Here is a 21,287-nt window from a genome sequence, read left to right on the forward strand (position 1 = left end):
ATGTAAGGTTTGCGAAGGCAAACCGCATTGCAACAGTACCGCATCGGCGGAGCGCCCGGTTTTCCCAAAGAGCAGAGCGATTTTGGGAAAAACGGCAACAAGCGGAGCCGCCGGGCGAGGGGCGTCCCGGAACGAAATGTATGGCCAACTCCGCACCGCAGTCGCGCCGGCGGAATCGGTAAGGAAATAATGAGGTGAAGAGGCACTTATGAATAAGAAAAAAGAGACGGTGGCGGTGATTATTCCGTCACGCTATGCGAGTACGCGTTTTCCGGCAAAGGCGCTGGCGCCGCTGTGCGGCAGGCCGATGGTGCAGCATGTGGTCGAAAAGGCGACCGCGTCGCAGGCGGATCTGGTGCTGGTCGCCACCGATCATGAGCTGATCCGGGATGCGGTGGAGTCTTTCGGCGGCCGGGCGGTGATGACGGCGGTGGACCATCCCTCCGGAACCGACCGGATCGCGGAGGCGGTGCGCCGTTCCGGCGAGGATATCGACATTATCATCAACGTGCAGGGGGATGAGCCGTTGATTCCGACTTCGGTGATCGATGAATTGATCGATATCATGAAGTCCGATCCGACGCTTGAGATGGCGACGGTCGCGGTGCCCGGCAACCGCGAAACGATGACCGAGAACAATGTGAAAGTGGTGTTCGGGGCGGACAAGTTCGCGCTCTACTTCAGCCGTTCGATGATTCCGTTCTGCCGTGCCGGGGGCGTTCCGGCGCAGGTCTATTTGCACTGGGGCATCTACGCGTACCGGCGCAGCGCGCTGGAGAAGTTCGTGAAGCTGCCGCCGGGCGTGCTGGAAAACTGCGAAAAGCTCGAACAGCTGCGGGCGCTGGAGAACGGCATAAGGATTTACGTGCATGTTTCCGACCTCGAAAGCATCGGCGTGGACACGCCCGCCGACCTGGAACGGGCGGAACGCAAACTGCGGGAGATGATGGAAAATGGAAATTAAACCGGTCAATCCGATTCAGTGCGGGCCATTGACGATCGGCGACGGCCGTCTGACCCTGATCGCGGGCCCCTGCATGGCCGAGACGCTGGAAGTCTGCCTCGAAACTGCGGAGTTCCTGAAGAACCTGACTGCCGAGCTGAATGTGCAGTATATCTTCAAGGCTTCCTACGACAAGGCGAACCGCACCAGCAACGATTCGAAGCGCGGTCCCGGCATGGAGCGCGGCCTTGAAATGCTGGCGGAGGTGAAGAGGCGGTTCGATGTGCCTGTGATCACCGACGTGCATGAGCACGAGGAGGTGCCGCGCGTGGCGGAGGTCGCGGATGTGCTGCAGATTCCGGCGTTCCTGTGCCGCCAGACCGATCTGCTGCACGCGGCGGGCGAGAGCGGCCGCGCGGTCAATATCAAGAAGGGGCAGTTCATGGCCCCCGAGGATATGCTCGGCGCGGTGGAGAAGGTCCGCTCGACCGGCAACGACCGGGTGATGCTGACCGAGCGCGGCACCACTTTCGGCTACCATAATCTGGTGGTGGACATGCGTTCGTTGATGACGATGCGTTCGTTCGGCGTGCCGGTGGTGTTCGATGCAACCCATTCGGTGCAGCTGCCCGGCGGGCTCGGCAATGCCTCCGGGGGGCGCCGCGAATTTGTGTACCCGCTGGCGCGCGCGGCGGCGGCGGTGGGGATCGACGTGCTCTTCACCGAGGTGCATCCGCGTCCGGACGAAGCGTGGTCGGATGGACCGAATTCTCTGGACTTCAGGCAAATACGTGAAATTCTGACCAAGGTGAAAGCAATTCATGATCTCGTCGGAAACATTTAAACGGATCAGAGCCGTGGTGCTGGACGTCGACGGCGTCCTGACCGACGGCCGGGCCGGTTACGGCGCGGCGGAGGAGATCAAATTCTTCAACATGCGCGACGGCCACTGGATGAAGCTGGCGATGCGGGCCGGGCTGAAAGTCGGGCTGCTCTCCGGGCGCGGCTCCGAAGCGAACCGCAAACGCGCCGCCGAGCTGGGGCTGTCGTTCATCTATGAGAACTGCAAAGACAAGCTCGAAGGTTTCGAGCGGCTGCTCGCAGAGCATGGACTGCGGCCGGAAGAGTGTCTCTATATCGGGGACGATGTGATCGACCTGCCGGTCCTGCGGCGGGCCGGGGTGGCGGTGGCGGTGGCCGACGCGGTGCCGGAGCTGGACGAGGCGGCGGACTTCCGCACGCAGCTTCCGGGCGGACACGGCGCGGTGTACGAAGCGATTCGGCGGCTGCTGATCGAGCAGGAAAAACTGGATTCCGTGATGGAACGTTACCGCCGTTGAACGGCCGGGAGGTAAGGATGAACAAGCAATTATGGGCGGCGCTGCTGACCGGCGCCGCCGTTTCGATACAGGCGGCCGGGGATCTCGAAGACCTGCGCGGGCTGATCCTGACCAACGCGAAACTGCCCTTGTACAACAAACAGGTGCTGCAGTCGATGGTGTTCTGCGACAAGGCGGAGCGGCAGGGCAAGCTGGTGGTCGGGCAGAACGTGGTGCTCGATCTGGTGCGCCGCACCGCCGATGTGGATGAGATCAAAGACGGCTGGGGGGTGAAGTTCTACCCGCTGGGGGCGAAGCTGCCGGAGATTTTCAATTTCTGGAAGGGGCGGCTTTACAGCGAGGGCGTGATGTTCACTCCGCGCGCCGATATCGAACAGGAGACGAAGATGGCGGCCGGCGGCGAACCGGTCTATTTCCGCTCCCCGGTGATCGACCTTGATGGCGTCGGCTTCGAGGCTGACCTCGACAAAAAGACGATTCTGGTGAAGTCCGATGTGCGCATCGTGCTGCGCATGGGCGGCAGCGACCCGCGCAAGCTCTTCGAAGCCGGAGCAAAGCTCCCGCCGAAATACGAGTACATGACCGCGACCAGCGATTCGATGCTGATCGATATGAACAACAACCAGATCCTGCTGATCGGCAATGTGCGCGTGGATGAGGAGAACTCCGGCGTGGATTGCGACCGGATGACCATTTTCATCGACCGCAGGAGCGATCAGGAGCTGGCCGGGGCGAACCGCACCGCACCGGTCAACGCCGAGGACACCCTCGAAGGGGTGTCGCGGATTCTGTGCGACGGCAACGTGGTCGTGTCGCGCAAGCTCACCGCCGAAGAGGCGAAGGAGGGCGACCAGAAGGCGTTCGCCGACCACATGGTCTACGACGTGAAAACCGCGTCGGTCACGCTGACCGGCGAAGAGAAGAAGAACCCGCGGGTGATCCGGGGACAGGAGTCGCTGACGGGACAGCGGATCGTGATGTTCCGCGAGGAGCAGCGCGCGACCGTGACCGGCGACTGCGAAATCCTGGTGATCCAGGAGCCGGAGAATCCCGGCGACAAGCCCGGCGTGATGAAGGTGAATTCCGATATCGCCCAGATGGATTACCGCAACAACTACAGCGATTTCATCGGCAATGTGAAGGTGGATGAACCCCGCATGACGCTGGAATGCGACAAAATGCGCGTGACGCTGCGCGAGCTGGCCGGCGGACCGGCCGTGGAGAGTGTCGGCGACACCGCTTCGCTTTCCGGTCTGCCGGACTTCGGAACCACCGGCGGCAAGCGGGAACTCGACAAGATCAAGTGCTCCGGGCGGGTCAAAATGGTCCGCAAGGATGACGCGGGTAAATTGATGCCCGACCAGAAAGCGGAGGCGTCGTTCGCGGATTTCAACTATGCGGACCGCACGGTCCGGATGTACGGCGGCGAACCGAAACTGACCCGCGGCCTGGAAGAGATGAGCGGGCGCGAGCTGCTGATCTGGATCAATGAGGAGCGGCTCGCCGCGAAGGAGGAGAGCAAAATCGTGCTCTGTTCCGCTCCGGCGGAAGGCGCGAAGGAGCAGGCGCCGTCGCAGACCGTGATCACCTCGGATGAAAGCGATCTCAATTACGGCGGCAACAGCCTGGTATTCACCGGCAATGTACAGGTGCGCGATCCGCGCATGATTCTGGACTGCGACCGGATGGAGCTGGTGATGATGCCCCGGGAGAGCGCCGCGAAGGCGGAGAAGAAGGACCCCGCGAAAAAGGCGGATGAACTGGGCGGCGCTTCGGAGAGCAAGTTCCTGAGCAAGGTGATCTGCACCGGCAACGTTCACGCGGTGGAGGACCGGATGGACCTGAAAACCGACAAGCTGACGCTGCTTTTCCGCGAGCTTCCGCCCGGAACCGTGGTGGAGCCGGGGATGTTCCAGTCCAACGGCACCCAGTTGACCAAAATCCTGTGTGACGGCCGCGTGGTGATGGTGAACCAGCCCGACCCGGACGCCGAGAAGAAGTCGGCCGAGGCCCGCCCCGGCGCATTGAGCGGCATGTTCGGCAACTCGAAGAGCGCCCGGACGCTGAAATCCGGGCACGCGGTCGTCGACATGCTCAAGAACGAGTCCGAGTTTCACGAAAAGGTCGAGATGGTGGACGATCAGGGCACGCTCAAGTGCGAGGATATGTTCGTCTATGCCGAAAAGAGCGCCCCCGCGGCGGCGCAGACGGCGGCAAAGAGCGCCGCCAAGCCCCATTCCCCCGACCTGCCGCCGGATGACGACGGGTTTGCGGTGGAGGAGTCCGGCAGTGAAGTGCCGGAGCGGATCGAATTGGCCGAAGGGTTGGAACTGTCCCGCATTCTCTGCTTGAAGGATGTGGAACTGACCCGGCGGACCAAGACCGGTGAAGTTCAGCGCGCCGGCGGCCAGAAGGCCGATTATGTGGTGGCCGATAAAAAGATCATCATGACCGGCGACGACAGGGAGAAACCGTGGATGAGCGCTTCCGGCGGCCGTCTGAAAGGCAAGCGGATCATCGTCTATGTGGACAGCGAACGCATGGAAGTGGACGGCGGAACGCAGGTCGATTTCTCCAACGGCATAAATTTCCCGGCGAATTAGTGATTTCCCGCTTGACGGGCGGCAAAGCACGTGTATAATAGTAACAGGCACAAGGCCGCTCGGCGGCGATTTTTTGAGGAAACTGAGAAAACGATGAGTGAAGCGAACGAACAGGAAGTTCTGATCAGTGCGCGCAACCTGGTGAAAACCTATCATGGACGCCGGGTGGTCAGCGACGTTTCGATCACGGTGAAGGCCGGCGAGGTGGTCGGCCTGCTCGGTCCGAACGGCGCGGGCAAAACGACCAGCTTCTATATGGTGATGGGGCTGATCCGGCCGGATTCCGGCGAGATCACTTTCCGCGATGTGGACATCACGCATATGCCGATGTACAAGCGGGCCCGCATGGGCATGGGATATCTGGCGCAGGAGCCGTCGATCTTCCGCAAGCTGACCGTCGAGGAGAATATCATGGCGATCCTCGAAACGCTGGCGATTTCGGCGGCGGAGCGCCGGCAGCGCTGCAAGGAGCTGCTCGACGAGCTGGAGCTGACCCGGCTGGCCAGGCAGAAGGCGATGACCCTCTCCGGCGGCGAACGCCGCCGGCTGGAGATCACCCGGGCGCTGGTCACGAATCCGTCGTTCATCATGCTGGACGAACCGTTCAGCGGCGTGGACCCGCTGGCGGTGTACGATGTGCAGCAGATCATCCTGCAGCTGAAGCAGCGCAATCTGGGGATCCTGATTACCGACCACAACGTGCGTGAAACGCTGTCGGTGGTGGACCGGGCCTACCTGATGTGCCAGGGAAAAATCCTGGTCGAGGGACCGAGCGATTTTCTGGTCAACGACGAACAGGCGCGCGAAATCTATCTCGGGCCGCAGTTCTCAATGTGACGGCGGCGCGGGAAAAATTTGGAACAGGACCGGGAATAGATTCCGGTTTGTGAATAGAAGGAGAGAAGACTATGAAAATTTCAGTAACCGGTCGGCAGTTTGAGATCACTCCATCGATCCGTGAATATGTCGAATCCCGGATTCAGGCTCTGGTGGAAGACAAGGCGCTGGATTTTTCGAGCGCGAAAGTGGTGATGGACTATCAGAAGAACAGTTTCAAAACCACTCTGGTCGTGAACTGCAAGTATCACGTGGTTCCGGCGGAAGTCGAGGACTTCGATCTGTACAAGTCGTTCGACGCCTGTGTGGCGAAGGTCGATACGCAGCTCAAGACGATCCGCGAAAAGATCCGCAGCCATCAGGCGCCTCCGCTCCGTGAAGTGGCGGAAGTGGAAGAGGAAGCCGTCGAAGAGTAAAAGATGGTATCCGGCCTTGTGCCGGAGTTAATTCAAACAGCGGAAATGGCCTGAGTCAACCTGATTCGGGCCGTTTCCTTTGATGGTAAGGAGGATACAGAATGATTATCGCGGTGGCTTCGGAGAACGAAGAGGTATTCCAGCATTTCGGGCATACGCCCGAATTCACGATTTTTGAAATCGAAAGCGGCAGCGTCAAAAACAAGCAGGCCGTTTCCACCGAAGGCGAAGGCCACGGCGCTCTGGCGAAGTTCCTGTTGGATCACGGCGTGGATCTGCTGATCTGCGGCGGCATCGGCGCCGGTGCGCAAAAGGCGCTGGCCGACGAGGGGATCAAACTGGTCGCCGGAGTTTCCGGCAAGGTCGAAGGCGCGATGTCCGGCTATCTGAACGGTACGCTGGAGTTTCGCACGGATTTCACCTGCAATCATCACCACGGCGACCATGCGCACGGCGAAGGCCACACCTGCGGCGGTCACGGACATGGTGAAGGCCACTCCTGCGGCGGCGGCTGCAAGCATTGAAAAAAGGGGGGATGGAAAATGAGTAGTTGTTCCGGTAATTGCGGCAGCTGTTCCTCGAAGGGCAGCTGTTCCGAAGAAAAAGAACCGATCCTGAAATCGGTCAAAAAAGCGGTGCTGGTGCTTTCCGGCAAGGGCGGTGTCGGCAAAAGCACCGTGGCGGCTTCCCTCGCGGTCACGCTGGCGAAGCAGGGAAAGAAAGTCGGGTTGCTCGACGTGGATTTTCACGGTCCCTCGCAGCCGACGCTGTTCAACGTGTCGCATCTGCGCATGAGCGGCACCGCCGACAACAAAATGGTGCCGCTGGAAGTGGCCGGGATCAAACTGGTTTCGATCGGGCTGCTGCTGGATAATTCCGACGGCGCGGTGATCTGGCGCGGCCCGGTCAAGATGGGTGTGATCAAGCAGCTGCTCGAAGAGGTGGAGTGGGGCGAACTCGACTATCTGGTGCTCGACTTCCCGCCGGGAACCGGCGATGAATCGCTTTCGGCGTGTCAGTTGATCGATTGCCCGAAGTGTGCGGTGATCGTGACCACCCCGCAGGAGGTGGCGCTGGCGGATTGCCGCAAGTGTCTCGATTTCTGCAATCAGGTCGAAGTGCCGGTGGCCGGAATCGTCGAAAATATGTCCGGCTTCGTCTGTCCGGATTGCGGGCACCGTCACGAGCTCTTTTCCTCCGGCGGCGGCGCGCGTCTCGCGGCGGCGGCCGGAGTACAGCTTCTGGCGCAGCTTCCGCTGGAACCGGTGTTTTTGCAGCAGTGTGACGCCGGCAATCTGGTCGACGGCCTTGCCGACAGCCGCATTATCTCTTCGGAAATGGAGCGGGTCGCGTCAGCGGTTCTGTGACGCGAAGCGTCTTTGAAGTGCGTCGCGGGGGGGCTTGTTCCTTCGACGCGAAGCGTCTTTGGAGTGCGGAGATTCATCTCCGCTTTCAAATCGCACGTGAGTTTTATGGTTGGCTTGTCATTGCATTAAGAACAGGCAAGGTGCCCTGAGGGTAACAACTTTTGAGCACAGTAACAGGCGGGGTGCCCGGAGGGTAGTGAGCGCCGCGCCTTCGGCCTGCGGATGGCTCCGGGGGACGTCGCGCACGTCCCCCGGACCCCCTCGCCGGTGGCGGAGGCCGGTCCGGTTGCAAGGCACTTCCGCTCGCGGGCGCGGCTTTGCCGCTTACTTGTCCGCCTACGGCGGCCAACCCTTCATCGTTCGCTTCGCTCACTACGCCAGGGGGGCTTCGCTCACTACGTTCGGCTTCGTCACTACCGTTCCTCGTTACTTGCCGGAGGCAAGTAATTCCCTCACATTCGTTCGCGGCGCTGACCGCGCTTGTTGTGCGCCGCGTAAGTGGTTATACTGCCTTATTTGTGCGCCGCTTAAGTGGTCATGCAGACCGACCGATGCCTTGCCTGTACTGGTTGTCCGCACGCCCCCCGGAGGGGCATTGGCGGGCGCACCCGGCAGCGGCACCTTGCCGCCCGCGCAAATGGTGATGCAGACCGACCGATGCCTTGCCTGTACTGGCTGCCCGCACGCCCCCCGGAGGGGCATTGGCGGGCGCACTCGGCAGCGGCACCTTGCCGCCCGCGCTTGTGTGCGCCGCGTAAGTGGTGATGCAGCCTTATTTATGTACCGTGTAAGTGGTTATGTAGACCGCCCGATGCCTTGCCTGTACTGGCTGCCCGCACGCCCCCCGGAGGGGCATTGGCGTGCGCACTCGGCAGCGGCACCTTGCCGCCCGCGCAAATGGTGATGCAGACCGACCGATGCCTTGCCTGTTCTGGCTGCCCGCACGCTCTCCGGAGGGGCATTGGCGTGCGCACCCGGCAGCGGCACCTTGCCGCCCGCGCTTGTTGTGCGCCGCGTAGAGGGTGAGTTGGCTTATTCAGGGATCAGCTCTTATTGTCTGGAAATGCGGACGATCTTTCCTTCGAGCAGTGTGGCGTAAACGTCGCCGCTGGGAGCGGCGGTGAAGCTGTTGACGGACGTGGTGCCGACTTTGTAGGTCCAGAGCAGTGCGCCGGTGGCGGCGTCGACGGCGGCGATCACGCCGGAGCGGCTGCCTGCGTAGACGACCCCGTTCGCTTCCAGCACGGGGCAGGGTGCGTGTTCATAACCGAATTTCAGGTCGCACTGCCAGCGCAGGGTAAATTCCGGTTTGCCGGTTTCGACGGCGATCAGGAGTCCATCCATGGTCTTGGCGTAGACGGTTTTGCCGTCGGCGGAGCGGCCGAAGGATTCGCGGACCTTGAAGCGGTTGGTGCGCCAGACCTGCTTGCCGGTGGCGGCGTCGAGTGCGGTCATGTAGCGGTCGGGGGCGACGAAGAGCACCTGTCCGGCGGCGATGGCGGGAACCACGTTGCCGGGGGAGAACAGGACCTGGGTGGAACCGCTGCTCCATTTCCAGAGCTGCTTGCCGTTGACGGCGTCAAGAGCGTAGAGGCGGGTATCCCATGCACCGAACACCACGATTTTGCCGTCGGTGGCGGGAGCGCCCTGAAAAGTGCCGTAGCCGCCGTCGGTCTGCCAGACGATCTTGCCGGAGTGCGGTTCAAGCCGGGCGAAGCTGCCGGAACCGAGTCCCATGAAAACCGAACCGTCGGCGAAGATCCCGGTATTGGTGACCGGCGCGTTGGCGGGGAGTTCCCAGCGGATTTTCAGTGTGCCGGGATCGATGCCGAGGATTTTCCGCTGCAACGAACCGATGATGACGGTGTCGTCCGCATAGACCGGGGTGGAGTAGAATGGTGTGCCGAGCTCCAGGGTGCGGACCGGCCGCACCGCGGGATTCTGCAGTTTGGTGGTGAGCAGCCGGACGAGCATCCCGTTGCTGGTTCCGTAGAACAGCTCAGTGCCGTGAACGGCGGCGCCGGTGTAGATGGAGGCGCTCTCCTCCCAGATGGTTTCAACCCTGACATCCACCGGGAGGTTGCCGCCGAAGACGATTTCCGGCTTTTTGAGCGGCGGCCGCACATTGAAATCCTTTTCCACCGGGTCGCCGAGCCGCTTTTCCCACGCTTCGAGCTTGCCGTTGTCGTAGACGATGAAGTTGTAGCCGAAGGTCTTGCCGTCATTGGAGGTCAGCGGCCGGCAGACGATGTTGTCGATGCCGTAGATGTTCCGGCGGAACTGGACGTGGGTGTGTCCGCAGACCAGGCCGAGCACGTGGTAGGGAGCCAATACCTCGGCGACTTCGACGCCGTTGGAAAGTTCATCCGCGAGCGGATAGTGGCAGAAGACGATGACCGGCTTCTGATCGGCGGCGCGTTCCGCGAGAGTATCTTTCAGGAACGCGATATCCTCGGCGCGGACATGGCCGTCGCCCATTTTCAGGTAGGGACCGGTGGAGAAGCCGATCAGCAGCACTCCGTTCCGCTCGAAAGCGAACCGTTCGGATCTGAATAGTTCGGCGAAAGCGAGCGCGCCGCTGTCGGACCAGTTGGTTTCATGGTTGCCCGGGAGGGCCCGGTAAGGCTTGTTGAGCTGGTCGAGCAGCTCTTTGACGCGGGTGAGTTCGGCGGTGGCGCCGCGGTTGGAGAGGTCGCCGGTCACGATCACCTGATCGACGTCGGACTCATTGATTTCGGCGATGGCCTGTTGGAGCCGCTGTTCATTGGGATTGCCGGGCGAGACATGGATGTCGGAGAGGATGGCGACCTTCAACTCCGCCCCGATCAGGGAAAAGGCGGTATAGAGCAGTACAGCCGGCTGCAGCAGGAATTTCATTTTCAATCTACCTTGTTAGAATGGAACACTGAGTTGAAATTTACCACGTTTTCCCGCCGGTGTCAAGCTGTTTCCGGAAAAACACGGTTCAGCGGGAGATCGTTTCATGCGGCAGTTGCAATGACATTTCCGATTTCAGCTTTTCCCTTTGTCGGCGAGAACGCCGGAGCGGATGTTGCGCACCGATTTTCGCTCAATCAGCTGACTGCAGTTCAGAACACGGCATTCCGGGACTTTGGGCCACCTGAATTCGGAAGCACACAGGTCTGCGATGGTTTCCGCCACCGCCTGTCCCAGTACGGCAAAATTCTGAAAAACCGTCGTCTGGGGAGGTGTCATATATTGCGAGTTCATCGGATCTTCAAAGGTGATCACGGAGAGTTCTTCCGGCACCTTGATTCCGAGGCGGTAAAAGGCATAGTTGAGTGGAACGCCCACCGTTTCACCTTCCGCAATAACCGCTGTCGGCCGGAACGTCCACAACTGTTGAACGATCCGTACCGGATCATCGGCTTCCTTGTACTGGATGATCAGGGATGAATCCGGCTCAACTCCCATCTGTTTCAAGGCTGAGCGGAATCCGCTCTCACGTTCATTGCTTCCCCAATTGTCCGTCAGGCGCAGCAATCCGATCCGGCGATGGCCGTTTTCCAGCAGATGGCGTACCGCGAGAGCGATTCCCTCGCGGTGATCCGTAACGATTGAGTGCATCCCCGGTATAATCCGGTTGACCAGGAGCACCGGAATCCCGGATTCCCGGATTTCTTCGGCGACGGTGCTGTCGGTCAGAATCACACCGGCGAAGGAATGTTTGTGAAGATATGGCAATTGATTTTCCCCGAAAATCCGGATGTTGAATCCCCGGCGGAAAAGCTCCTGCGACACATGATGCAGCAGTTGGTTGTGGTACGGATTGAACAAAATTCCTTCATCGATGCTCCGCATCATCACACCGATGAGATAGCGCGAGCTTGTAATGGTCGGTGCATAATGAAGTTTTCTGGCAATCTCCAGCACTTTTTGCCGGATCTCTTCTGAAACATAAGGATGACGGCTGAATACTCTGGAGACAGTGGCGGTTGAAACTCCTGCCGCTTCAGCGATATCCCGGGTTTTAGCCTGCTTGAAGGGATTCATAAAAATTGCTTCCTGATCTGAATGGTTCACTCCGACGGATGAAAAATCGGATTTTTCGCCCAGTCCGTTTCCGCTGATTCCAACCGCCAGAGCCGATATTTCATTTCCTACTATACCTTTCTCACGGAGAATTTACAACCGCCTCTTTGCTTCTTCTGTCCGGCTTCCGGCAAAAAACAACGGAAAGACCTGACGATTCCGAATATTTTGGACTTTTTTGAGTGAAGGACTTGAAATATAGAAACTGCCGGCATATAATTATATGTAACAGTTACATATTCAAAGACGGGAATATTTTACAACTACGGGAGAATGAAGCATGCTTTTTGCTTACAGGATCGGAACAATGCTGAGAAAGAGTACCGTTTGCCTGATATTAGCCATTTCCTGCGAAGCCCTGGAGATCGACGATGCCAGAAATCAGAGATTGGAAACAAGCTGTGCCCGTGATATTTCAATCTGGCGTTCCGCGCTTTATCCGGTACATCCGAAAACAGGCAGTGCAGTCAGGTTGAGGGCCTATGTCGAATCAAGGACTCCAGGCGCGGCCTTGTCGCTGCAGGCGGTTTTGCTGGACGCATCGGGAAAGGAACTGAAACGGGTGACGGAGTTGGATTTCCGGACTCAATTGCTGTCCCGCTGCGGCGAACTCCCTGAACTCACCCGGCGGGTTCCTTATGTCGCGAATGCCGAAAAAATTCGGATCGAAGTAAAACTGGCCGGGAATCCGGCAGCCGTAAAGATACGAAGCCTCTCCCTGCTTCCGGATCGTCAGATGCCGCATTTCAGCGGAATTTACGATCCGCCGGATCCGGCTCCCGATCTGCCGGAGGCATTGCGGAAGCTTTCGCGGATTGCTCCGGCAGAGGCATGGGTGGAGCGCGGCGGGAAACGTCCCCGCCTGATTGTGGACGGGCGGGAAACCGCTTATTGCACCTATAAGGGGCGAACGGATTTCAAAGTGTTCCGGCGAGCCGGCGCCGATCTGATCCTGTCGCACGTCAGCGGAACGACATTGTTCTGGAGCAAGCCGTGGGATCCCGCCGCCCGAAGGCCGGACGGGACATTCGATTTTTCCCGCCTGGAAACGGAATTGGCAAGAATGCATGCCAACAATCCGGAAGCCCGGGTAATCCTGTCGGTGGAGTGTGATCCCGATGACCGTTTTCTGGAAGAACATCCCAACTGCATTTTCACCAACGAGCATGGCGAGTTTGGAGTGCGTTTCGACTGCGCATTCAGAGGATTCCGAAAGAAGCATGAGTCGCCGGACGCTCAGAAACAGGAACATTGGGCGGTCTCTTATGCTTCGGCGGAATTTCAGGAACATATCGCAACCGGCTTGCGCGCCTTGACTGATTTTCTGAAAAAATCTCCGGCGGGAAATATCGTAATCGGCTTTTGCATTGTCGGAGGACACGACAATCAGTTTGTGCAGTGGGAATACGGCGGCGAACGCGGCAATGCGGATTATTCCCCGTCCCACCGGCGGGCGCTTCAGGCCTACCTGAAAGAAAAATACGGAACCGATGAGGCTTTGCAACAGGCTTGGGGCGACAGTGGCGTGACGCTGGAGAACGCGGCGGTGTTTACTCCGGAGGAGTGGCGCGCTCGACCATTGAACGGACTGCGGAACGGAACCGGTTTGAAAATCAGAGATTGCCGTGAATTTATTTCCATCAGTACCGCGCGGATGCTTCGCCGATTCGCAGGAGAGCTCAAGCGGAATTTCGGACGGCGTTGTGTCGTACAGGCCTTTTACAGCAGCGCGATATGGCCGCAGGCCGGTCGGTTGGCGCTTGCGGAATTGGCGAAAAACGGTGAAATCGATATTGTCGCACAAGTGAGCAATTATGCGCCGGCACGCCAGATCGGTTTTCCCGGCGCCAGTGCCAATTTCTGCATCGGCGCCGCGCACATGCAGAATCTGATCTATGTTCAGGAATTGGATCATCGCACCTGGAGATCGCAGATAACGGGATCGTGGTTCGGAGCCTGCGAACCGGATACCCCGGAAAAATTCCGCGCCCAGGTGCTGCGTGACGCCGGAATGTCTCTGGCGTATGGCGGAGACGGCTTCTATTTTTATGATATGTACGGAAGCTGGTATCATGACAGACAGGCCGAGGCCGTGATTGCGGAAGTAGTCCGCGCGGCTCGCTGGAGCCAACGGTTTCGCGATGCGGTTCCGGCTGCGGAAGTCGCGGTTTTTCTGGACGAGCGGGAACGGATCAGCAGCACGGAAACTGCTGGAAATGCAGCAGTCACGGCCTGGCAATTGAGTGGCCTGACTCCCGACCTGTATCATCTTGATGACCTCTGCGATCCGCGGCTCGGCACCTATAAACTCTACGTGATTTTATCTCCGAGCACTATGACGGCCGCCCATTGGAACGCATTGAAAAGGCAGGCATTTCAGCCTGGCAAAGTGGTGCTTATGACTGGCAATCCGGGCCGTTACAGTTCGGAGAGCATTGAATTGCCGATACGCCTTCGGCCGATGAAGGAGAGTTGGAACGAGGTTGCGGAATGGATTCCGGACGCTGACGATCCCCTGACGGAGAAGTGTACGGGACGACTTGGCGTGAGCGAGATTTCAATACCCGGTTCCGGGGAAGTCCGTTTCAACACGCAACGCCTTCGCCATTGTCTCGACGATTCTTCGGCGAAAATACTGGCCCGCTGGAAAAACGGCGCACCGGCGGCGGGAGTGAAGCGTTCTCCGAAATATGGAACATTCTTCTATTCCGCCCCGGTTGACGGACTGACGCCGCAGCTGCTTTACAATGCCGCCAGGGAAGCGGGGATTTTGCCGGTATCGCGTCCCGGCAACGCGGTATTCGCCGGAAACGGCATCTTAGCCGTTCATCGGTTGGACGCTCCGGTGGAAGTGGAATTTCCGGCGGATATGGAATTCTTCAGTTCCGAGTCGGGATGTAAAATCGGGGAAGGACGCAAACTGGCGCTTACATTAAAAATCGGTGAAAGCAAGGTGGTGTTGTATCGCCCCAAACTCGAAAGGATCGACGATGAAAAAAAGTAACTGTTTCCGCACGTTATCTTCCTTGGTCCACTTCATTTCACGGAGAGCGGATACGCCCCCCGCATACCGCCATGTAAGGCCGACCATCGCAAGATTTACGCTGATTGAGCTGCTCGTTGTGATCGCGATCATCGCGATTCTGGCGTCAATGCTGATGCCGGTTCTGGGCAAAGCGCGCAATGCGGCGAGAACGGCGAAATGTCTCAACAATCTGAAGCAGATATCGAGTGGTCATCTCTTGTATCAGGGAGATTATAACGATTACTTCATACCGGGATTCAGATATGAGATAAGCAGTTCGGACTACTGGAACTGGAGCTGGGGATACGAGATGACCCGCTCCGGATATATGTCGGCCAAGCTGTTCCGTTGTGATATCATGCTGGCACAGGCACAGCCGGATTTCGTCGCGGCCCTGAACAATATGCTGACCGCTCCAGGGGATGTGTGGAATTACCCCTATAACTCCTACGGTTATAACATTGCGTACCTCGGCTTGGGCTTGCAGGAGTCTCCGACTCGTACGGCGCCGATCAAAACTTCCCAGGTGAAATATCCCTCACGCATAATTACCATGGCAGAATCGAACATGAGCTATACCCCTTCTTATTCCGCATTCATCAAGAACATACCCGAAAACGTCAGTCCGGGATACCACAGCAGCGCCACTCCGATTCTCTGGGTGGACGGTCATACGACAATGTGGAAAAAACCTCATGAGACACTGTGGATCACTCAAAGATGGGATCCTTATTATCTGATCGGGTACAGTAAGTAATCCTGCTTTTTTCAACTTATAACAAGGAATTTTCTATGTCGCAGATTCATTCCGCATCGGCCGGCACCAGACTTATCACGGGCACTTTCCTGCAATTGGATCATTGGGATGACCAGGAGGGTCGACGCTTTCAAGAACAGTTGCGGTCACTTACCCCGGACCATTGGCGACAGATGCTTCATGATATGGCTGCCATCGGGATTGATACGCTGATCTTCCAACAAGGTACGGACGCCCGGGAGGGAGTTGAAAACACCCGGGCGTATTATCCGAGCGCGAATTGGCCGAATCCCGATTGGATGCGGGGAAAGGAGAGATTGTATTCTGAAATCATCGAAGAGGCGGATGCCTTGGGCATGAAGGTCTTTCACGCGATTTACTCGATGTATTGGCCCGATCCGACCACCCGGACGGCAGAGGCGATCACGCTTGCGGAACGGTTGCTTCTGGAGCTTCAGGAACTTTATGCGGCCCATCCGAGCTTTGCAGGCTGGTATTGGACTTATGAGTATCCGCCGTCCTCACCTGCCGGGCGCGATGCTTTACAGAAAATCGTTCCGGCTGTCCGGAAACTTTCAGAAGCTCCGTTTCTGATCGCACCGAATGCGGACCGATCCATGTGTGCAACGATATTGCAGGATATCGACGTCGACATCATTGCGTATCAGGACTCGGTTGGACTGGGAGTCGAACCGGATATTTTCAATCGGTATGCGCGTGCGGACCGGTTCCGCAGTCTGGCGCGGCTGCCGTTTCTGTACGAGGAACTGCGATATGCTCACAATGCGTGGAATGCTCCCAATGCGTGGAATTCCTACCGGCGGGCCCGGGGAAGGACCCGGCTTTGGAACGATTTGGAAATTTGGGAGTTTGATTGCCACAAGGAGCTGATTCCAACAGAGTTGTCACGCATTGCGGCACAATTGGAGCTGACAGCGCCGTTCGTTGATAAACAGATCATCTACCAATATCCGGGATTGATGCACCATCCGGATCATCCGGTGAAAGTCGGTGGCGAGCGCGCTGCGACACTTTACGAAAATTACGCCTTATACCGGGAGGCTGTGTTGGCCGGACGAAAATGACAACACGCCAACCAATACAGAGTGCAAGTTCCCAATACCGGGAATTCCGGTGCAGTTCGTTGTGAGCTGTACCGAAATCCCCGGTGCCGGGGCGGCCGGGTTATTTTGCGTCAGGGGCGGCCTGTTCGTCGCGCTTGTCAGTCTTGACTTTGCCGAGATAATCGGGCAGGTCGAGACCGGCCATGCCGGCGACGTCGTGCAGCGGAGGCAGGCTCTGCAGCATGCCGGAGAGGAAGTTCGCGGTCGTGGTCTTGCCGTCCGCGCCCTTGTTGCCGCCATCCCAGACGGTGACCTTGTCGATCTTGATGCCCTTGATCGCTTCGGTCTGCAGCGATACGATCTCCTGAAGTTTTTCGATCAGCAGCATCTTGCTGGCCGCATTGGAGTCGTTTTCGCAGGCTTCGATGATCGCCTTGTAGCCTTCGCCCTTGGCCTTGAGGATTTCAAAGTTGCCTCGCGCCTGGGCTTCGAGCTTGGCGTAGATCGCGTCGGCGGCGCCTTTGGCCTCGCGGCGGATTTTTTCGGCTTCGGCGTCGGCGGCGATTTCGACCTGGCGCTTGTTGATTTCGGCCGGGACGATCACTTCGGCATTCTGGCGCTCCATCTCCATCTTGGCGCGGGAGATCTGGGCTTCTGCCTCGGCTTCGAACTGCGCCTTTTCGATCTGGGCGGCCGCGATTTTGCGGGCGGCTTCGGCGCGCCGGTAGGCTTCGGCTTCCTGCTCCTGACGGGTCGCGTTGGACTGGGCGATTTCGATCATGGAGACGTTCTCACCCTGCGTTGCGGTCGAATCCGCCTGTTTGACCGCGATACGGCGGTCGCGCTCGGCGTTCGCTTCACCGGCGGCGGCTTCTGCTTCGGCCTTTTTCACCGCGATGCGCTGGTCGCGCTCGGCTTCGGCTTCGCCGGAAGCGGCGGTCGCTTCGGCGTGCTTGACCGCGATACGGCGGTCGCGCTCGGCGTTCGCTTCGCCTGACGCGGCTTCTGCTTCGGCCTGCGACACGGCGATGCGTTCGAGCTTCTTGGCCTCGGCGGAACCGATGCTTCCCTTGCGCTGTTCTTCGGCCACGTCGACGCGGGCCTTGTTGATGGCTCCGGCGGCGGCGCGCTGTCCGATCGCGGCGATGTAGCCGGATTCGTCGGTGATGTCGGTGATGTTCACGTTCAGGAGTTCGAGGCCGAGCTTTTTGAGCTCTTCGGCCACGTTGGCTTCGACGGCGCGCAGGAAGGTTTCACGGTCGGCGTTGATCTCTTCGATCAGCATCGACGCGATGACCAGGCGCAACTGGCCGAAGATGATGTCCTTGGCGAGCTCCGCGATCGCTTCCGGGGTCTGGCCGAACAGACGTTCGGCGGCGTTGCCCATGATTTCCGGGCTGGTGCTGACGCCGACGGTGAAGATCGACGGCACGTTGATGCGGATGTTCTGTTTGCAGAGGGCGTTGTCGAGGTTCACCGGAATCTGCAGCGGGCGCAGCGAAATGTAGCCGTAGTCCTGAATGATCGGCCATACGAATTTGGCGCCGCCGTGGATGCAGCGCGCCGCCTGGTTGCCGCCGGTTTTACCGTAGATGATCATGATCCGGTCGGACGGACACTTGCGGTACCAGGTGACCACCGAGATGAAGATCATCAGCAGTACAAAGGCTGCCAGAGCGCCAAGAACGGCAATAATCATGTTGGGTTATCTCCTATTTGGTTGTTGGGTTGTGGAAAAAAAGGTTGTGAAATCGGATGGATTCAATCGAGGCGCCGGACGAGGAACAGGCCGCCGCCCAGATCGCTTTCGATCACCACTTCGGTTCCCGTTTTCAGTTCTTCATCGCTGCGGGCGCTGATCTGCCGGGTCCGGTCGGGGAGGGTGACCGTCACAAGGCCGCCCGGACCGCGTTCGGCGGGAAGCGTCAGGTAGACCACGCCGCGTCTGCCGATCATATCCTGCGTGCTGACATTGCCGGACTGCTGCATCTTGAGCAGCAGCCAGAGCACCAGCGAAGTCAGCGCCATCATCACGGCGCCGGAGAGGAAGGCGATGCCCAGCCCGCCCCAGCCGCGGTCGGCGAAGAAATAGCCGGCCCAGCCGAAGAAGGTGATGAAAGCGACGATGCTTTTGATCGAGAAGAAGTTCAGGCCGTGAATGTCCGATACATCGTGCGCATCGACCTGAAAGTCGGCATCGAAATCCGTTTCGCCATGCAGTCCGGCCAGGCTGAGGATGAATTGCAGAATGAAAATCACGCTGCCGAAAATGGCGAGAAACAGGTAAATATTGCTGCTGTTGGCAAGAAATTCACCGATGTTTTCGATCATCAGTTCCCCCTCCATTCGTTGAAAGTTGAATGCACCCCACTGCATCTGCATTTAGAATAGTACAATCGGGGGTGATTTCAAATGAAAATCGGACGGGAAGGGGAAAAAAATCCGTATTTTTTCCGCAACGGTTGTTTTTCGGAGTGAAAACCGTTGCGGATACGGACAAAGTTCAGACGGTTTTCCCGGAGCGTATTCCGGCCTGGTCAATTGTTTCGGCGGGGTCGGGGAAGAACTCCCGGCGCAGCGCGGAATCCGGTTTCAGATGGAAATCGCGCTTTTCCGGCGACACGAAGCCGGGATCGAGAAATTTCGAGTGGCGGTCGAAGCCTCTGGCGCGCCATTCGGAGCAGGTGAGAAAGGCCTCCCCCACTTGGGCGAACTTCCGGCGGCTGCCGCCGTGGAAAAAGTTGCAGTCGGAGGAGAACTGCTCCGGATCGACCGCGAGCGGAGCCGCCGCCCGGAAAAACGGATGCCCCGGTGCCTGCAGAAACACATTGCCGAGCAGGTTCAGGTTGTTCTGGTAGTTCGTTCCCGGCAGTTCATAGAGTTCGCGGCGGTCGTTCCCTGAAGTGATTGCGAGGGCGGAGTTCGCGTTGAATGCGAAGATGTTGTAACGCACGATATTCTCGCGCCCGTAGTGCTGGTGGTAGCCGTCGCGGGTGCAGTTGAAGCAGACATTGCGCTCCAGCACCATGTGCGCCGAGCCTTCGTCGGTGTAGAGCGCCCAACCGCCGTAAAAGCGGCAGCTTACGTCGTGGATCAGGTTGTTGTAAACCCGGGTGCCGGGCTGGATGCCGAGCAGATAGACGCCGCCCATGTCGCAGAGCAGCTGTTGGCCGAGGTCGTGGATGTGGTTGAAGCCGATCCGGTTTTCGCGGGCGGCCTGCTCGGCGTAGCCCCAGCTCCAGCCGCAGGAGATCCCGGTGTAGTAGAGGTCGTGGATGTGGTTGTGTTCGATCAGGTTGCCGAAGGCGTGCCCGATCAGGATTCCGGCGGCGCTGTGCTGAAGGCGGCCCGCATGGGCGATTTCGCAGTCGGCGACCGTGACGCGCCCGGTGCGCCGCCGGACGGTGTCGGCGGAGGGCGCGCCGGAGATCACGATTCCGCCGCCGCCGAGGTCGGAAAAGCGGCAGCGCCGGACGGCGATGTCCGAGGAACCCGGACCGATGTTGAGCCCGTACCAGCCGCAGTGTTCGATCACGCAACCGGAAAGCTCCGCATTGCGCACTCCGCGCGCCATCAGCACCGCCGGGAACTGCACCGCCGCCTGTCCCGCGTTGGCGGCGTCGAGGCCGTCGAACGGGGACTGGTCGGCACGGTGGAAGGTGTTGCTCCAATCCGCGAGCCGCCCGTCGCCGAGGTCGTAGCAGGAGCCGCTGCGGGAGAAACCGGCGCCGCCGTAGCGGAACGTCAGGTTTTCCAGCCGGACGCCGGAGAGCAGGCCCGGTTCGCACGCTTCGCCGCCGCCGTCCAGCGCCAGCAGCGCGCCGACCGCCGGGACGACCGTATCGGCGCTGTCCGGCTCCACGCCCTCCGGCGGAATCCACCAGAGCTGCCGGGCGGTGCGGTCGAACCAGTATTCGCCCGGCCTGCGGAGCGCCTCCTTCACGTTTTCAAAGTGGAACCGGGCGTATTCCGGATCGGCCGGAAAGCGGGAGTAACGGCGGAAGGCGAGAACGTTTTCCCGCGCGTCGAAGCTCTCCACCGGCAGCCGCGATTCCACCCATTTGGTGAACAGCACCGTTTCGATTCCGGCTGGTTCGCTCCACGCCGGATCGAAATCACCGGCTTTCACCCGGAAGCTGCGGGTCGGCACGAAAAGCCGCCCCTCCGAAGCCGGAAAGGTTTCAGCCGGCGTCAGGTCGCCGTTTTCCGGCCACCGGCTCCGTTTCTGGCGGATTCCATCCGCGAAAAACTGGTTGACCGTGCCGTCGGAAACCGCCTGTTCCGGCACGGCGGCGCGCCAGGCGGCACGTCCGTTGATCCTGTCCCTGACCCAGCCGGTGAGGCGGCAGCCGCCATCCAGCACCGTGCTGCCGTCCGCCGCGCCGCGCACCGTCAGGCCGCGGCGGGAAGCGGGAATCACCAGAGGGCGGTCGAGGCGGTAAACTCCGGAAGCAAGTTCCAGTTCCAGCGGTTCGTCGATCAGGGCGGAATCGATGGCGGCGGCGATGTCGTCGGATGCGGTCAGTCGGATCAGCATGAAATTTCCTCCCGGCTAAGAGTTTATTCAGGGATAAGCTCTAAGTTGCACTTTCTTTCAACATATCGGAAGATTTCGGAATTGCAAGCTGCATTTCCGCATTTTCGGGGAATGCCCCGGAAAGCCATGCCGCTTTCGCGGCAGGCGGGTCTGCAACCCTGCGGTTTGCAGACCTTGTGCGCTACGCGGCCTGATTTGCAATCAGGCACCGGTAGCTGGGCGCTGTAGCGCACAAATTACCTCCGGTGGCAAGTGCGCTTCGCCCCTTGACCCCGACCGGGTAGCACCCGGTGGCGTATACCGCTGATAGACCTCTCGCTACCCATTATTAATCCTCCGGTTTTG

General features: G+C 59.3%; 16 protein-coding genes. 11 read left to right on the top strand and 5 right to left on the bottom strand.

What is annotated here, in order from left to right; translation table 11 throughout:
* The first annotated feature begins 208 nt into the window (after nt 1–208).
* From kdsB to C8D82_RS02165, 8 genes are all read left to right on the top strand, one after another.
* A complete protein-coding gene (gene kdsB, locus C8D82_RS02130) occupies nt 209–964 on the top strand; it encodes a 3-deoxy-manno-octulosonate cytidylyltransferase (protein WP_116882617.1) in 756 nt (251 codons plus the stop codon).
* Complete coding sequence (gene kdsA, locus C8D82_RS02135) at nt 954–1,787, top strand: 3-deoxy-8-phosphooctulonate synthase (RefSeq protein WP_116882618.1); 834 nt, start codon at nt 954–956, stop codon at nt 1,785–1,787. Before kdsB ends, kdsA begins: the two co-directional genes overlap by 11 nt.
* A complete protein-coding gene (locus tag C8D82_RS02140) occupies nt 1,765–2,283 on the top strand; it encodes a KdsC family phosphatase (protein WP_116882619.1) in 519 nt (172 codons plus the stop codon). Before kdsA ends, C8D82_RS02140 begins: the two co-directional genes overlap by 23 nt.
* A 17-nt stretch (nt 2,284–2,300) precedes the next feature.
* Entirely contained in the window at nt 2,301–4,886 is a 2,586-nt protein-coding gene (locus C8D82_RS02145) for an LptA/OstA family protein (RefSeq protein ID WP_133245019.1), read from the top strand.
* Nucleotides 4,887–4,979: 93 nt separating this feature from the next.
* A complete protein-coding gene (gene lptB, locus C8D82_RS02150) occupies nt 4,980–5,723 on the top strand; it encodes an LPS export ABC transporter ATP-binding protein (RefSeq protein WP_116882621.1) in 744 nt (247 codons plus the stop codon).
* A gap of 71 nt (nt 5,724–5,794) precedes the next feature.
* On the top strand, nt 5,795–6,139 hold the full coding sequence (gene hpf / locus C8D82_RS02155; protein ID WP_116882622.1) for a ribosome hibernation-promoting factor, HPF/YfiA family: 345 nt from the start codon (nt 5,795–5,797) through the stop codon (nt 6,137–6,139).
* 101 nt (nt 6,140–6,240) lie between these two features.
* Complete coding sequence (locus C8D82_RS02160; RefSeq protein WP_116882623.1) at nt 6,241–6,663, top strand: NifB/NifX family molybdenum-iron cluster-binding protein; 423 nt, start codon at nt 6,241–6,243, stop codon at nt 6,661–6,663.
* Nucleotides 6,664–6,681: 18 nt separating this feature from the next.
* Entirely contained in the window at nt 6,682–7,506 is an 825-nt protein-coding gene (locus C8D82_RS02165; protein ID WP_116882624.1) for an Mrp/NBP35 family ATP-binding protein, read from the top strand.
* Nucleotides 7,507–8,556: 1,050 nt separating this feature from the next.
* On the opposite strand, the gene C8D82_RS02170 is transcribed toward C8D82_RS02165, so the two are convergent.
* Both C8D82_RS02170 and C8D82_RS02175 read right to left on the bottom strand, forming a co-directional pair.
* On the bottom strand, nt 8,557–10,383 hold the full coding sequence (locus C8D82_RS02170; RefSeq protein ID WP_116882625.1) for an outer membrane protein assembly factor BamB family protein: 1,827 nt from the start codon (nt 10,381–10,383) through the stop codon (nt 8,557–8,559).
* A gap of 135 nt (nt 10,384–10,518) precedes the next feature.
* On the bottom strand, nt 10,519–11,520 hold the full coding sequence (locus C8D82_RS02175; protein ID WP_116882626.1) for a LacI family DNA-binding transcriptional regulator: 1,002 nt from the start codon (nt 11,518–11,520) through the stop codon (nt 10,519–10,521).
* A 601-nt stretch (nt 11,521–12,121) separates the two neighbouring features.
* On the opposite strand from C8D82_RS02175, the gene C8D82_RS02180 reads away from it, so the two are divergent.
* The 3 genes from C8D82_RS02180 to C8D82_RS02190 are packed head-to-tail and all read left to right on the top strand — an operon-like array spanning nt 12,122 to nt 16,426.
* Entirely contained in the window at nt 12,122–14,563 is a 2,442-nt protein-coding gene (locus C8D82_RS02180; RefSeq protein WP_133245020.1) for an alpha-amylase family protein, read from the top strand.
* Nucleotides 14,550–15,341 (top strand): type II secretion system protein, encoded by a 792-nt coding sequence (locus C8D82_RS02185; protein ID WP_116882628.1) that lies wholly within the window; start codon nt 14,550–14,552, stop codon nt 15,339–15,341. The genes C8D82_RS02180 and C8D82_RS02185 overlap by 14 nt, the downstream gene beginning before the upstream one ends.
* A gap of 35 nt (nt 15,342–15,376) precedes the next feature.
* Nucleotides 15,377–16,426: a DUF4434 domain-containing protein gene (locus C8D82_RS02190; RefSeq protein WP_116882629.1), complete on the top strand. Its 1,050-nt coding sequence runs from the start codon at nt 15,377–15,379 to the stop codon at nt 16,424–16,426.
* A 100-nt stretch (nt 16,427–16,526) separates the two neighbouring features.
* Here the strand turns inward: C8D82_RS02190 and C8D82_RS02195 are convergent, their stop codons facing one another.
* The 3 genes from C8D82_RS02195 to C8D82_RS02205 all read right to left on the bottom strand — a co-directional run bounded on the left by C8D82_RS02195 (nt 16,527) and on the right by C8D82_RS02205 (nt 20,942).
* On the bottom strand, nt 16,527–18,104 hold the full coding sequence (locus C8D82_RS02195) for a flotillin family protein (RefSeq protein ID WP_116882630.1): 1,578 nt from the start codon (nt 18,102–18,104) through the stop codon (nt 16,527–16,529).
* Between the two features lie 62 nt (nt 18,105–18,166).
* Nucleotides 18,167–18,736 carry a hypothetical protein gene (locus tag C8D82_RS02200; protein ID WP_116882631.1) on the bottom strand — a complete coding sequence of 190 codons (570 nt, stop codon included), beginning with the start codon at nt 18,734–18,736 and terminating at the stop codon, nt 18,167–18,169.
* A gap of 172 nt (nt 18,737–18,908) precedes the next feature.
* Nucleotides 18,909–20,942 carry a right-handed parallel beta-helix repeat-containing protein gene (locus tag C8D82_RS02205; RefSeq protein WP_116882632.1) on the bottom strand — a complete coding sequence of 678 codons (2,034 nt, stop codon included), beginning with the start codon at nt 20,940–20,942 and terminating at the stop codon, nt 18,909–18,911.
* Between the last annotated feature and the right edge of the window lie 345 nt (nt 20,943–21,287).

The organism is Victivallis vadensis (assembly GCF_003096415.1).
GTDB classification, from domain to species: domain Bacteria; phylum Verrucomicrobiota; class Lentisphaeria; order Victivallales; family Victivallaceae; genus Victivallis; species Victivallis vadensis.